The 13,987-nt window shown below is 52.1% G+C and carries 15 protein-coding genes; 12 read left to right on the top strand and 3 right to left on the bottom strand.

Annotated elements, in window-relative coordinates; all coding sequences use genetic code 11:
- The first annotated feature begins 156 nt into the window (after positions 1-156).
- Positions 157-1,680 (top strand): M16 family metallopeptidase, encoded by a 1,524-nt coding sequence (locus EHO01S_RS03860; RefSeq protein ID WP_024522729.1) that lies wholly within the window; start codon positions 157-159, stop codon positions 1,678-1,680.
- 62 nt (positions 1,681-1,742) lie between these two features.
- On the opposite strand, the gene kdgK is transcribed toward EHO01S_RS03860, so the two are convergent.
- Positions 1,743-2,672, bottom strand: coding sequence for a 2-dehydro-3-deoxygluconokinase (gene kdgK, locus EHO01S_RS03855; RefSeq protein WP_024522728.1), 930 nt, complete (start codon positions 2,670-2,672; stop codon positions 1,743-1,745).
- Positions 2,673-2,920: 248 nt separating this feature from the next.
- Between kdgK and pdeH the strand changes: the two genes are divergently transcribed.
- Positions 2,921-3,694, top strand: coding sequence for a cyclic-guanylate-specific phosphodiesterase (gene pdeH / locus EHO01S_RS03850; protein WP_024522727.1), 774 nt, complete (start codon positions 2,921-2,923; stop codon positions 3,692-3,694).
- 2 nt (positions 3,695-3,696) lie between these two features.
- On the opposite strand, the gene EHO01S_RS03845 is transcribed toward pdeH, so the two are convergent.
- Positions 3,697-4,269: a CDP-diacylglycerol pyrophosphatase gene (locus EHO01S_RS03845; RefSeq protein WP_255209543.1), complete on the bottom strand. Its 573-nt coding sequence runs from the start codon at positions 4,267-4,269 to the stop codon at positions 3,697-3,699.
- Positions 4,270-4,485: 216 nt separating this feature from the next.
- Between EHO01S_RS03845 and EHO01S_RS03840 the strand changes: the two genes are divergently transcribed.
- The 4 genes from EHO01S_RS03840 (at position 4,486) to EHO01S_RS03825 (ending at position 7,544) form a co-directional block, all read left to right on the top strand.
- Positions 4,486-5,727, top strand: coding sequence for an integrase domain-containing protein (locus EHO01S_RS03840; protein ID WP_024522725.1), 1,242 nt, complete (start codon positions 4,486-4,488; stop codon positions 5,725-5,727).
- 148 nt (positions 5,728-5,875) lie between these two features.
- Positions 5,876-6,469 carry a hypothetical protein gene (locus tag EHO01S_RS03835; protein ID WP_024522724.1) on the top strand — a complete coding sequence of 198 codons (594 nt, stop codon included), beginning with the start codon at positions 5,876-5,878 and terminating at the stop codon, positions 6,467-6,469.
- A gap of 116 nt (positions 6,470-6,585) precedes the next feature.
- Complete coding sequence (locus tag EHO01S_RS03830) at positions 6,586-6,828, top strand: helix-turn-helix transcriptional regulator (protein ID WP_024522723.1); 243 nt, start codon at positions 6,586-6,588, stop codon at positions 6,826-6,828.
- A gap of 20 nt (positions 6,829-6,848) precedes the next feature.
- A complete protein-coding gene (locus tag EHO01S_RS03825; RefSeq protein WP_024522722.1) occupies positions 6,849-7,544 on the top strand; it encodes a Rha family transcriptional regulator in 696 nt (231 codons plus the stop codon).
- A 330-nt stretch (positions 7,545-7,874) separates the two neighbouring features.
- On the opposite strand, the gene EHO01S_RS18125 is transcribed toward EHO01S_RS03825, so the two are convergent.
- Complete coding sequence (locus tag EHO01S_RS18125) at positions 7,875-8,057, bottom strand: YlcI/YnfO family protein (RefSeq protein ID WP_071990987.1); 183 nt, start codon at positions 8,055-8,057, stop codon at positions 7,875-7,877.
- 199 nt (positions 8,058-8,256) lie between these two features.
- Here EHO01S_RS18125 and EHO01S_RS19255 point away from each other — a divergent pair, with 199 nt between their 5' ends.
- The 6 genes from EHO01S_RS19255 to EHO01S_RS03800 all read left to right on the top strand — a co-directional run bounded on the left by EHO01S_RS19255 (position 8,257) and on the right by EHO01S_RS03800 (position 11,920).
- Entirely contained in the window at positions 8,257-8,475 is a 219-nt protein-coding gene (locus EHO01S_RS19255) for a host cell division inhibitor Icd-like protein (RefSeq protein WP_051355189.1), read from the top strand.
- A complete protein-coding gene (locus tag EHO01S_RS03820; RefSeq protein WP_024522721.1) occupies positions 8,465-8,668 on the top strand; it encodes a hypothetical protein in 204 nt (67 codons plus the stop codon). Before EHO01S_RS19255 ends, EHO01S_RS03820 begins: the two co-directional genes overlap by 11 nt.
- Complete coding sequence (locus EHO01S_RS03815; protein ID WP_024522720.1) at positions 8,661-8,990, top strand: hypothetical protein; 330 nt, start codon at positions 8,661-8,663, stop codon at positions 8,988-8,990. The genes EHO01S_RS03820 and EHO01S_RS03815 overlap by 8 nt, the downstream gene beginning before the upstream one ends.
- Entirely contained in the window at positions 8,987-9,334 is a 348-nt protein-coding gene (locus tag EHO01S_RS03810) for a hypothetical protein (RefSeq protein ID WP_024522719.1), read from the top strand. The genes EHO01S_RS03815 and EHO01S_RS03810 overlap by 4 nt, the downstream gene beginning before the upstream one ends.
- Positions 9,331-11,085: a DNA primase family protein gene (locus EHO01S_RS03805; RefSeq protein WP_024522718.1), complete on the top strand. Its 1,755-nt coding sequence runs from the start codon at positions 9,331-9,333 to the stop codon at positions 11,083-11,085. The genes EHO01S_RS03810 and EHO01S_RS03805 overlap by 4 nt, the downstream gene beginning before the upstream one ends.
- A 415-nt stretch (positions 11,086-11,500) precedes the next feature.
- A complete protein-coding gene (locus EHO01S_RS03800) occupies positions 11,501-11,920 on the top strand; it encodes a single-stranded DNA-binding protein (RefSeq protein WP_024522717.1) in 420 nt (139 codons plus the stop codon).
- Positions 11,921-13,987 lie beyond the last annotated feature (2,067 nt).

The raw sequence follows: 13,987 nt of genomic DNA, 5'->3' as shown, positions 1-13,987 counted from the left end.
GCTTGATGCCGCCGGGGGCATCTCTATAATAAGTCCATCTATTCTGCTAGGTAGAATTTTTTCTAACGTTTGCGATTTTGTCTGTTTCCCGTGGTCTAACGGAACAGCACTTATACGCTACTGTTACGTATTTGACCGATTTAAGTAGGGGTTCACATGCAATACACCAAATGGCGTCTCATGATTGGTGGGCTGGCGCTGGCCATGGTTGGCACTGGCGTGCATTCTGAAACGCTACAGCCCGACCCCGCATGGCAAGAAGGCAAACTGGCGAACGGTTTCTCTTGGCAAATTCTGGCGACTCCGCAACGTCCATCCGATCGTATTGAATTACGAATGATCGTTAACACCGGGTCGTTGTCCGAGTCCGCGCCACAGACCGGGTATGCCGCTTTGCTGCCGCGCCTGGCGTTGGCGGATAGTAAGGGGTTTAGCGCCACGGCGTTACTCGCCTTTTGGCAACAGGCGATCGATCCGGTGCATCCGCTGCCGGTGGCGATCACCTCCTATGATTACACCAGTTATAACCTTAGTTTGCCGAATAACCGTCCTGAGCTGTTGAAAGAGGCCCTGCGTTGGTTGGCGAATACCGCCGCGGATCTTGAGATTAATGATACAACGGTCGAGGCGGCGTTGCAGGGGCAGGATAAACGCGTGGCAACCTTACCGCGTGAGGCGGGTGATGCATGGTGGCGTTACCGTCTGAAAGGCTCCAACCTCTTGGGGCACGAGCCGGGACGGCCGGTTACGCTGCCATTAGCGGCGGCACAACTGAAGCAATTTTATCACCAGTGGTATACCCCAGACGCGATGACACTGTATGTGGTCGGTAACGTGGATGCCCGGGCGTTGAGTGAGCAGATCAATCAGTCGTTCGGTTCATTACCGGGTAAGCGGGAAACGCCGGCTACCGTACCGGCACTGCCGGCGTTGGCTGCGGCTCCCCTTAACCTGATCACTGACGACGCCAAACAGGATACCTTGTCGTTGATCTGGGATACGCCGTGGCAACCGATCCGAGACTCCCAGATGTTGTTACGCTACTGGAGGAGCGATCTGGCGCGCGAGGTGCTGTTCTGGCACTTGCAACAGGCGTTGGCTAACAGCGCCCTGAAGGATGTGGTTAATCTGAGCTTTAATTGCCAAGTACAATACCAGCGTTCGCAATGCGCGATCCATCTGGATACCGCCCAGGCGACGCTGAGTAAGACCTTGGCTTTCATCGCCGATAAGATGGCGGCGGTGCGCAACGGTGGTGTGAGTCAACAGCAGTTTGAGCTGCTGTTGGCACAGAAACACGAGCAGTTGAGCCACCTGTTTGCGACCTATGCGCGTACCAACACCGATGTGCTGATGAGCCAGCGTCTGCGCTCTCAGCAGAGCGGCGTGGTGGATATTGCGCCCGAGGCGTACCAGAAGCTGCGTCAGGCGTTCTTGAATGGCATGACTCTGGATGATTTGAATCAGGAGCTGCACGCCATCTTATCGCGTGAACCGGCGATGGTATTGCGCCAGCCACGTGGTGAGACGGAGGAGAATGTCGGTAAGATGTTGGAGAGCTATAACCAGATCATGGGGCTAGTTGGTGAGGAGAGTAATGCCAATGTTGCCACCGAGATGGCCGAGGTGCCATCGCACCCCGCCGCCGCGGAGAGTCCCGCTCAACCCCTTGCGCAGTAATTCAGCGCTCAGCATGCATAACGCCGGCAAATGCCGGCGTTATCGTCTTCGTCCCGTGTGAGTCAGGCTGGCATGGCATCGCGCGGGATAATGGCGCCGCGATGTTGGATGACGGTACTGGCCGTCAGATGACCACGGACTGCGGCAGAGTGTACCCCACCTCCCAAGAGTCGGACGGCGAGATAGCCGGCGCTGAAGGAGTCCCCAGCAGCGGTAGTATCCACCACTTGCTCACGCGCCAGTTTTACCGCGGGGATCTCATCGCGCTGAGCGCCGATGGAAACCAGACAGGCGTCGGCGCCGCGCTTGATCACCACTTCACTGACACCCAGTGCGTGAGTACGCTCCAGTACCGCATCCAGTGATTGCTTACCCCACAACAGATCTTCGTCGTCCAGCGTCAGGAAGGCGATATCGGTGCAGGCTAGCATGGCGCGATAGGCGATACGCGCCTGTTCGGCATCGGCCCACAGGCGCGGGCGGTAGTTATTGTCGAAGATCACTTTGCCACCCTTGTCGCGGCAACGTTGCAGTAACAGCATGAGGCGCGCGCGGCTGGTATCGTCCAAGATGGCCAAGCTGATGCCGCTGAGATAGAGATAGTCGAACTCGGCCAAGCGATCGCAGATGGCGTCAGCCTCGACGCTTTTTAGCCAATAACGGGCGGCGGCGTCGTTACGCCAGTAGTAAAAGGTGCGCTCCCCATGCGCATCGGTCTCGATGACATACAGACCAGGCAGCTTGTCGCTCATGCGTTGGATCAGATCGGTTTCCAGGCCTTCTTGCTGCCAGGCCGCGATCATCTCACCGCTGAAGGTGTCGCACCCCAGCGCCGTGACGTAGTGGACGGACAGACGTTCGGCCGGCACCTGACGAGCCAGATAGACGGCCGTGTTCAGGGTATCGCCGCCGAAACCGCGCGCCAGATCCGCGCCGTTCTGGGACAGTTCAATCATGCATTCGCCAATAATGGCAATCTTTGCGCTCGTCATGGGAAGTCAGCCCGTGGTAATCAGAGAAAAATGATCTTTAGTTTGTCGAGGGGAAATAGCCTCGTCAATAAAAATAAAACAATGTTCTGTTTTTATATGATTCGGATCTAAAAATACCGATGAGAGGGAGAATCGTGCGATCAGGAGCGACGGTTAAAGCTTTTGTCATACATGCCGATAACTGAGCAGTACGCCAGTCGCTGGGGCACAGGATGAGAGTTATTCAGACATGAACGGATGGGAGAGGTATGAACATTGGTAATATCGTGTCTGGTAGCGCAGGAGTGGCACCCGCGTTGCGTAGCGACTTGACGACAAGCGCTTACTGGCAAGATTGTGTGCGCGAATACACCTTCCAACCGATTTACTATACCTGTGGTCGTCCCTTAGCCATCGAGCTATTGACCCGCATCGTCCACCCGACTCAGCCTGAACGCGCCCTCTCCCCGGAGCACTATTTCGCCCATATTCCGTTATCGTTGCGCCTGCAAGTGCTGATAGAGCAGATCCGTCTGGTATATCGCTGGCGCCATTTTCTCAGGCAGCGCGACTTGTTCGTCTCGATTAACGTCGATGGGCAAGTCTTGCATGCTTTACAGAAGGAATCGGCGGCGGCAGCCTTAATCGAACAGTTACCCTTCTTACGTTTCGAGGTCTTGGAGCATGTGCAGGGGAGTGCGCCGATCCACGGGCTGGCGGAGATCCATCGCCTGTGGCTGGATGATTTCGGTAGCGGCCTGGCCAATTTCTCCTCACTGATCGATGTGCGCTATGAGTTTGTGAAGTTAGACCGTGCGGTGTTCGCACTGTTATGCCAAACCCACGAAGGCACCGAGCTATTTATGGCGCTGGTGGCGATGATGCGCCAATATTCACGCGGAGTGATCGTCGAGGGGGTCGAGAACGCCCAGGCCTGGCATCTGGTACAACGTTCCGACGCTTGTGCGGCTCAAGGTTACTACCTCTCTCGCCCATTACAATTCGAGCGATTACCGTTGTTACCGCAACGTTTCGCCGGTTAGGACTAGGGAGTCCCTGCGCGCTGAGGATAAAGCTGTGGGCAACGGTGATCTTGGATCGACTCGATCGAGGCGAGGTTGCCGCGCCATAGCGCGCGGCGGGTCGCCAATAAGATCAATTGACCATCCGGGGCTGGCAGTAGCGCCAGCCCATAGTCGGCCATCGCATCGGGCGTACCTGCGAGCTGGGCGAGTAGAATAAAAGGGCTCGTGCGCGCCAGTGTCGCGTTGCTTAGGCGTCTAGCCCAGTAGCGTTTCCCTTCAATATCCTCAATTCGTCGCCATTGGGTGTCTAGGGTCGGATAGATGCGCCATAAGCGCGTGACGATGGCCTGACGAGTACAGGATAGGTGAATGTGCAGCTGATCTTGGCTGCGCCCGTAACGGGAGTTGACGGTCAGCGAGAGGTGACGGTCAGGAATGATAGCACCATAATGTTGGCTGAGCAGGTCACGGTTGTACCAGGCTGCCGCCAGGTAGTTGGGGGTGGCGGGATTGAGGAGTTGCGGATCGTCGATGCCACGGTTACGCCGGGTGGGCAATAAGAGATATTGCAAGACGCCGTTGCGATCCTTCAGTAGTATTGTAATCGTCTTTCGGAATAGACCGGATAAAACCTGTTTGAAGTATAAATTAATGAAAATGATGGATATTTTATTTTTTAGTATTCTCTAATATTCGGGGTTGACCGTTTGCAGCCGGAAGTTTTAGCTATACGTTTAGTTATACGCTAGAGCTGTATAGCTAAGGCCGTATAGCTAAAACCGACTTAACACACTGATAAAACGTTAAAAATGGCTCGCATAACTACCCCACTTACCAATACAGAAATTAAGGCTGCCAAACCAGCCGAAAAAGAGTACAGCTTGCAGGACGGCGGCGGGCTGTTCCTGCTGGTAAAACCATCCGGCTCGAAGATCTGGCGTTTTTCCTACTACCGCCCAACAGATAAGCGGCGAGCGCTGGTAAGCCTTGGCGCATTGAGTGATGTATCACTAGCAGAGGCTAGGAAGCGGAGAGCATCCTATAGGGCGCTCATATCGCAAGGTATCGATCCCCAAGACTACGAGAGGCAGCAGCGAGAGGCAGAGATCCAGAAGCGCGGGGCAACTTTTGGCAAGGTGGCGGGTGATTGGTTCGAGATGAAAAGGAGCCTGCATCTTGCCCCAAAAACGACAGCAAATATCTGGCGGTCACTGGAAAAGTATGTGTTCCCGTACATCGGAAATACTCCCATCCATGAGCTAACAGCACGGCGATTTGTCGTTCTGTTAGAACCTCTAAAGCAGCGTGGCAGGCTCGAAGTCTTGAGGCGTGTCTTGCAGCGCATCAACGAAGTGATGGACTATGCCGCTAATAGTGGGCTAATCGAAACGAACCCAGCCGCAAACGTCAGGAAGGCATTCCCAGCCCCTGCAAGGCAACATAGGCCAACCATTCGGCCAGAGCAGCTACCAGATCTCATGTATGCGCTGTCTATTGCCAGAATAGAGCGACAGACACGACTTCTCATAGAATGGCAGCTACTGACCGTTACACGCCCTGCCGAGGCCGCAGAGGCTAAATGGAATGAAATAGATCTGACGGCACACACATGGACAATCCCCGCTGGCAGAATGAAGATGCGCCGAGAACACACGATCCCTCTGTGTAAGCAAGCCCTTGCCGTTCTGGATGAAATGAAGCCTATCAGCGGACATAGAGACTATGTTTTCCCCAGTTTCAAAGATCCCAAATACCCGATGAATAGCAGGAGTGCAAACGCAGCTCTACAGCGTATGGGCTACAAGGGGGTATTAGTATCGCATGGGCTACGCGCCATATTTAGCACCGCAGCCAACGAAGAGGGATTCGAACCTGATGTGATCGAAGCTGCCTTAGCCCACGTTGACACGAACGAAGTGCGACGGGCATACAACCGCAGTAACTATCTCGAAAAACGCGCCGTGCTTATGCGCTGGTGGGGTGAGTTTGTCGAAACGGCAGCCACAGGGGTAATGCTTGCCAGAGGTGCGCGGGGGATTAGGCTGGTGTAGTAACTGCATGGCGCTGTATGTATTTACAGTGCCATCACCACCGCCAGACAACTGTATATAACAACAGTAATAACTATAAAACAGGAGGAAACAGACGTATAATTTATCCCGACGCCCCTCACCATAAAGCGCTAGGAGTCCTGCGGGAATGGATGAGTTATTTGTTATTGAGCATTGTGATTATGCATATGTGTGCATAACGGATTTAATCGAAGCGCTTATTAACAATGGGCTGATGGATCGCGTTCATGCTTTTTCTTACGTGCATCGCTTGATAAAAGGCAGTGAGTTATTTCCCCCGCTAAAGGTTTATCGAAAGCCGTTTAATTGCCTACCCTTTGATGAGTTTCAGCCAGTAGAGCCACTGGATCTAAAGTTTATCCTAGACGAGTTACGGGATTGTGCTTATCGGGACGCAGTAAGCTGCTCTATTATTGATTACGTTAACCGAAAGGCTCTAATAAAGCGTTTAGACGCGGTAAATGTCGATCACCAGAAATTATTTCCCCCAATATCTCAAACGCAAACAAGAGCAACTAACGAGCGCGTTTCTTCTGCCTCAAAAATCGCTATTTCTGCCCTCATGGAACGATGCGGCCTTCCAGTAGCTACCAACATGACAAAAGCAGCCGACATGCTTACAGCAATAGCCCACGAACAAGGGTATTCGGTCATGTTCAGCAAGGACACCGTTGCCCGATGGTATCAGGGAGCACAAGGCAGGAAAGGTAAGGTGGCGTGATAGCGCATTAAGGGGGCAAATAGCTTATTAAGCCGTCCGTTTCTTTCCATCCAGCGCTAACAGTGGCAGCATTTCCCACACACCGGAATTGACCGGATTTAATGGAGACTTGCTTTATGTCACTGACAGAACGAAAGATTCTACTCAAACGAGAAGTAAAAAAGATTCTGCGCTTGCAATCTGATAGCGCGTTTCAAGACATGATCAACGCAGGGGAGTTCCCGCGCGGTTTCCGCATTGGTCTACGCCGTGTTGGGTGGTTTGAGGATGAAGTTAGCGCATGGCTGGAAGACCGGATCAAGGAATCACGCATTCCACCAGCGGGAAATAACAGCGTCGAACGTCGCCAATCCGTTTAATTAACTACAGGTAATTAGAGATGAAAAAGATTAATGCCCTCAACGGGCAGGGATTCGCTCACCCTGTAGCCAGCCAGAGCGATATTTTAATTAATCACAAATCGGAGCCGCGTATCGATTCCCGCCTGTTTGCTGAGCGCATCGGCATAAAGCACAAAAACCTTTATTCGCTCATTCAGAAGCACAAAACCGGATTGCGTGAACTGGGCACGCTTCCGTTTCAAACGGAAACGTGCAGCCACTCAACTGGAGCGACAGTAAATAAATTCGTGTTACTGAATGGCGACCAGTTTGATTACATGTGCCGCATCGTTCGCGGTCGTGACAATGAGCGCATGAACCGCTTTAAGCTGGATGTGACAAAGGCGTTTGCTAAACGTCGCGCTGCCGAACCTGTGCGCCGTGAATATCTGCCCGGGTATCACGAAAGCCGCAACAGTCTTAAGGCGCTTGGGGCGGAACGTCATCACTACATCAATCTGGCTCGCGCTGAGAATCGCCTTGCAGGGCTGTCTGTGGGTGAGCGTGGGAGCGCAGGCGAGCAGCAATTGGGGCTGTTGGTGGTGATTCAGAAAATCGAACAGGCGGCATTTGATGAGGCGGTGCGTAATGGCATGAGTCCAAGCGATGCAGTGCGTGAGGTTGCCCGTCGCATGGAGGCATTCGCCGCGCTCATGAGCACTAACACGCTGATTGGGGTTAGTCATGCGCAATAACACAGCCATGGCAACCGAAAAGGGGGTTGGCACAATTGATTGCTTTAAAAACAGCATATTACGCCCATTTGTCCAGGCCTCCCAAAGGACAAGAAAAGCCTACCAGCGCATCGCATTAGATGGGCGCTGGCTGTATGTCTACGCAGACCACAAAAAAACGCCATCGTGTCGATGGCGTTCGGGTTCAGGGTTACACCGCTGGTGGGTTGAAAATGGAGGTTATCGCATGACAGATAAAACAAAGGCGACCAGAAGAGGCCGCCAATGGGAACTTAAACGAGTACAACCCCACTCTACCACCCAGCGCGCGGCGGTCAAGGGGTGGGCAGGTTACTTTGGCTGCTCTTTTGCCTTGCGCCGCTGGCGGTATTCAACTTCTCGTTTTAATGCTGCTGTAACAAATTGTCCCGTACTTTCTCCGGGCATTTTTACTGCCTCAACATTGTTCATAACCTCATGCGGAACTCTTGCCGCAACGGTTTGTGATTTTGCGTTTACTGCCTTTGTTGCCATGTGGTGTACCCCCTCAAAAAAACAAATGCAGTATGCAGGAAAAAAAATAAGTGTTCAACACTTGACGTGTTTAACACCTTGCTTTAGATTGGTGTTCAACACCTTGTTGGTGCAAGGTGCAGAAACGACGAAACCCGGCAGTGCGCGAACACATACCGGGCTTCTAACCACCAACGATAGATAACTTATCGAGGTAGCTATGAGAAATCATACCACACACCCGCAAGGGCGGGACTTGCACACCCAAAATAAAGCCATCTGGCGGTTTCTGGCTGTTCCGGTCAGTGCGCCTGACGTATCCCCCATCGTTCTACAAGTCATCGCCTCTAGCGAACAGGAAGCCCGTGATAGCAATCCGGGATGGTTGTTGTTCTTTGCCGCTCGTTTACCCGCTCAGGAGGTGCGTCATGGCGCATGAAAGAACGCTTGATGAAGTCGTTGAGATGGCACGCCAGGCAGAGGTAATAGCCTTCATGCTGGAAGCCTGTACACAGGAACAGTTTAACGTTGATGTCGAACCGGTAGCTGCTTTGCTACGCCGTTTATGCGGCAACGTTACGGCGTGGCTGATCGAGGAGAGTGTTAGCGGTAAGGAGGTGCGTCATGGCTAAAGATGCTTACTGGCTGGTGAAGGATTTTTCTCGGTGTTCAGCCGATGAGGCTAAGGAGTGTATCGCCGCAGCATCGGGAACGCGGGAAAGCCTCATCAATGGTATCGGCGTTATCGGAAAGCTGTTGTTTATAGCGGGCACATCAGACGATGCAGCTGATGAAGTGAATAATTCAGATATTGCTTTATTGGGTGACTTTATATCCAAAATCGCGCGATTACATGAGGGGATCTCTTTAGCGGAAAGCAATCTTAATTTTGCTATCAAAACAAAACTCAGCTTTGCCAAAGAGCGAAACCAGTGCGGGGAGGTAAACAAATGATCACCGTTACTGAAATGCAGGCTCTTTATCTGCGGCTGGATGAAATAGAGCGCCGTATAGCCGTTCTGGAGACGTTGCAGCAGAAAACCGGATTACCGGAGGGCTACAACCATATCAGCGTACTGGCGGGAGCGTATGGGCTGTCTACGGGCAAGGCTGAGGAGTTGGCTAAGGTTACGGGAGTCGCTACGGCTCGACATAGTGGGCAGCTTATTGCACATGAGGCCAGTTTTAACGAGGCAGCGGAGATTGTTACCAGCAGGGCGAAGCGCAAGATCGGCAGTAAATATTGGTATCACCCACTAATCGGCAAATTCACCATGAGCGCGAGAGCGAAGAAATGAGACAAGCACCTAATGTTAAGTTCTTGCCACGCGACAAGGCGGCAGAGGCAGTGATCTTTGCTGGTAATTGCGCATGGAATGAGGCCAAGCGGTATCAGGAGCACAACCGCAACGGCGACGACGTGCCCCCCATTGTGCTGGATAGTCAGCAGTTAGCCATGCTTGGTGATTTACAGATTATTGATGGTGATCGGCGTTCTGCCCGTGTCTATCGCGCTGGGGAGCTATCAGAGGCTGATCTAACCATCATCGCCACCAAGTTAGCCAGCGCTAGGGTGAAACGGGCTTACCTGCTTAATGATGCGGGGGAGCTGGTGGAGGACTGGACGGAGCAACTAGAGCGGCTGCGGTCAGATAGGGAGCTGCTCAAGGGGTTGGCGACAGCATCGAGCGCGGAGGATGTCGATTTGCGCCATATGACAGAGAACAGCCGCGCCGCCCTGCTAGCTGCACGCTATGACGGTATAGCCATGCACACAGCGAGCGAAACCGTATACACCTACCGTAATGGCATATGGGTGCGCACTCCGTTGATTGAATTGCGCCGCGAGATGGTCGCTATCTACGAGGAAAACGAGACCGAATACAGTAGCCGTAGGATTAACGGCATTGTGGACACGCTAAAGATCCAGATCCCAGCACTGCCCGAGCCGCTGAATGATGTAATTGCATTTACCAATGGGGTGTATGACCTCAAGACGGAGGCATTCAGCCCACACGCACCAGAGAACGGCATCACCAGTCATAACGGGATTGAGTACACCCCAGCCACCAGCGGGGAGAACTTGCACGACAACGCGCCGCACTTTCACCAATGGCTAAGCCATGCAGCTAATAACGATCCGATGAAGATGCGTACCATCTGCGCCGCCCTGTACATGGTTTTGGCAAATCGTTACGACTGGCAACTATTCCTTGAAATTACGGGAGCGGGTGGCAGCGGTAAAAGCATCTTCACCCATGTAGCGACATTGCTGGCGGGTGAGCACAACACGGCGAGCGGCAGTATGGCGGCGTTAGATTCAGCCAGAGGCCGAGCACAGTTTGTCGGTAAGCGAGTCATTACCCTGCCAGACCAGCCGAAATACAGCGGAGAGGGAACGGGCATTAAGGCCATTACTGGTGGCGATGCGGTGGAGATAGATCCGAAGCATGAGCACCAATACACCGCCATATTGCAAGCGGTAGTGATTGCGACTAACAACGCCCCGATGATTTTCACCGAACGGGCGGGAGGCGTGGCACGGCGGCGGGTCATTTTCCAGTTCAACAACCGTGTGACCGACAAGGACAAAGATCCAAAGCTGCCGGAGAAGATAGGTCGAGAAATACCCGTAATCGTGCGCCGATTGCTGGCAACGTTCCCTGACCCAGACTTTGCAAAGCAGCTGCTGCTTGCCCAGCGGGATAGCGACGAGGCGCTAGAGGTGAAGATTAAAACCGATCCCCTTTATGCGTTCTGCTCCTATCTGGAGAAGTTAACAGACTGTGTTGGAATGCTTGTAGGTAACAAAAACCCGCCATACAAGCCGCGCATCTATCTCTATCACGCCTACATTGCTTATCTTGAGGCTAACGGGCATGACAGACCGCTAACGCTGAACAAGTTCACCGAGGGAATGATCTCTGCCATGCGGGAGTTTGATCACGAGTACCGGCGCGAGAGAAAAATGAACGGGGTTGTTACCAACGTTAATCTAAAAGATAACGCTGATGACTGGCTACCAGCACAAGGAGGGGAAAGGCCATAAACAGAATAATGTTCTGTAGTGTTTAGAACACGGGGCAAAGGTGTTCATGGTGTTCATGCTTTCAATAAAAGCCATGTAAAACATAATGTTAAGCCATGAACACCTTTCTTTTAAGTATTCATAAGGTATTCATAGGTGTTCATATAGGCTAAATTTATATGAATACGTGTGAACACTCATGAACACCACGTGTTCATGTGTAATTCATTGATATATAAGATTTAAAATTAGAAATGAAGAGTATGAACACCTTGAGGCCAATTTCTTTAAAACACCACGGGCAAAAGATGATTATGCTAAAAAAGCGTTTATGCTGGTGGCGGGATTACTACCCCAGTTTTGGGTAGTTTGCCGAGTAGTTGTAACGGCCTTGCACTGTATGACCGTCAAGGCATCAAGACAGGAGGCTAGACAAATGACAGCACAGATTTCGGCCTATGGGCGATTGGTGGCAGATCCACAGGCAAGAACGACGAGTACCGGAACTCCAATGACAACGGCACGCCTAGCCGTCTCTCTGCCTTGCCATGCCGCACAGGATGGACAGGCTACCTTTTGGCTTGGTGTGGTGGCGTTCGGGCGACAGGCTGAGGCGCTGGCGCGACATGAAAAGGGGGATATGGTTAGCGTTGTGGGTAACATGCAGGTTAGCCAGTGGACGGGGCAGGATGGCAGCACGCAAAGCGGCTATCAGGTCATCGCCGATGCAGTAGTGAGCGCTAAGGCCGTTCGCCCTGCTGGAAAGCGTAAGAGCAGTAAGCCAGCACAAGGCCTACCACCAGCACCGGAAGACGAAGACCAGCGCCCACCGTTTGACGATGATATCCCATTTTGAGCGATTCAGTTTATGGCGCGGCGATCTATGCCCCCCTGTAATCTCAGGGGTGGCATCACCTAGCGCCCACCGTTTGACGATGATCTACCATTTCATAGCGTGGCTGGTGGCTGGTGGCTGGTGGCTGGTGGCTGTAGCGGTCAGTGGTCATGATGGGTGGGGCTGGTTGATATTCGTTGGCATCGTTGCTTTGTAGCATTTCCATCTAAAAAGTGTGGTTATATCCGGCGAGAGGATAAAACAAAAACCTGCAAATACACACTTAACATCGTAAAACTTCGGTTCATGCTGTGACTTTGCACATCTGAAATCGTAAAAACTAGCTTTTCGCCGCAAGGCGCGTTAGCCGCAGTCGAGTCACCCTCTGGGAGTACCTTTTAGGTTTTGCGCTCGCCCGTTTTGGCGAGCTCAAACATTAACCAATCCTCCCTTGCTCTGGGGTAATCCCCAACTGGTGCGGCGCGAACCGCCACCGCAGCCGATACCAGCCCGTGTATGCGCTCGACGTTCAGCCAATGTCTTACTATTCCCCAAAGCACTTTTTGATGCTTTGCCCTTGCTGGTCAGAATACAAATTTGCATTCTGGATATTTTTCAATTGGTTAGAACCGAGTTTGTGCTACTCAATTTTGAGTAGCTAAAATCTGGATACTATGGGGATGTGCTCAGGTTTGAGCATACCTGTACATACACCAGTTAACCCCGCCAATGGCTGAGTTAAAAGCCAAAGATACCTACTGCTCCTCCCAAAGTGAGGAAGCGCAATAAAAGCAATGAATTAGCACTCATCTGCGCCGAACGTCTGGCTTTCTCCATCGATATGTAGGGGATTGCATCATTTCCCTGAATCGGTCTCTGTGTGCCCTGCTGTCCGTTGCCTTGCGCTGGATCTCCCTCTTGTCTGCCTCGCTTAGCTGGTGGCCTGCGTGCTCCATTGCTGCGACGGTTAACGCTGCTATCTGTTCGGGTGTCATTGGCGTATCTCCTCGGTTGCTGGAGGTCATCTTCCCCCAGTCCCTCTACCTGTCTTGCTGGGCGTGTCTCTGATTAGCCCTTTGCTGCCTAAAATTCAATCCCCCCAACATTGGGGAGATCAAGCGCTCACGGTCAAGGCTCAATGCTGGAAACCAAAAGGTACTCCCTGCGGGGTGCCCGACTGCGGGTCACCAGCCTCGCGGCGAAAAGCTAGTTTTTGCGATTTGATCGCCACCACCAGCACCTCACTTAACACCATGATTAATAAGGGAAAACAATCAAATGAGCTGGTGAATAATTTTTATACAGTCGCCAGGTGATTTTTTGTTACTGTATGATTTTAAAAGTAAATTTACTCATTGAGGTGGCGACTAGATATCCTGCTAACTATTTTTCAGCAAATCGACGACAGTCACTCCACCTTGTATTGCGCAATATCTCTTTGTTTTTATTACACATCCTCACTTTTGGCGTGCCGTGCTGCTGGTGTATCCACTATTGGATGCATCTCGATGAGGCGGAGGCTACAGCACCTCCTTTTGTTGATTGCCCCTAAAACATAGAAAGGAAACGACAGAGGCCAAAAAGCCCGTTTTTAGCTCCTGTCACTTCCTTTCTTTTTAGAGTGCATTTTCAATAAAAACATTAAGTTACGGCGAAGAAGAACGGAAACACCTTAACCACAAAAAATTTCGTAAGTAGATGTTCATCGCGGGGTGTGTGACCCGCTTTGCCCAAACCTCTGGAAAGAACCTATCGAACATCAGCCGGCTTTTAACTGGGGCGTAATCACCTCCTATGAATAGATACAAACCCAGATAGGGTGCGGCCTGCATCGCTATTTTGAATAGCTTTCTGAATAGCCCATGACTCCAACAGCCAGCAGGAGCGGGAGCAATCACCACGGAGAAACAAGCCAACACTTAAGGCGAACGCCGCGAACGTTGACCGATGCGAATATCATCGCATCCACCAGCCACACGCTAAAATGCTAGATCATCGTCAAACGGTGGGCGCTAGGTGATACTGCTCCTGAGATTACAGGCCTGCATAGGGGGTGAGCATTTGTCCCTCTTTCCCTAAATTTGGTGA

It is taken from the genome of Edwardsiella hoshinae NBRC 105699 = ATCC 33379 (assembly GCF_000474215.1).
Classification (GTDB): Bacteria; Pseudomonadota; Gammaproteobacteria; order Enterobacterales; family Enterobacteriaceae; genus Edwardsiella; species Edwardsiella hoshinae.
Note: the sequence above shows the minus strand (reverse complement) of the source record. Positions and strands in the feature narration are given on the sequence as shown.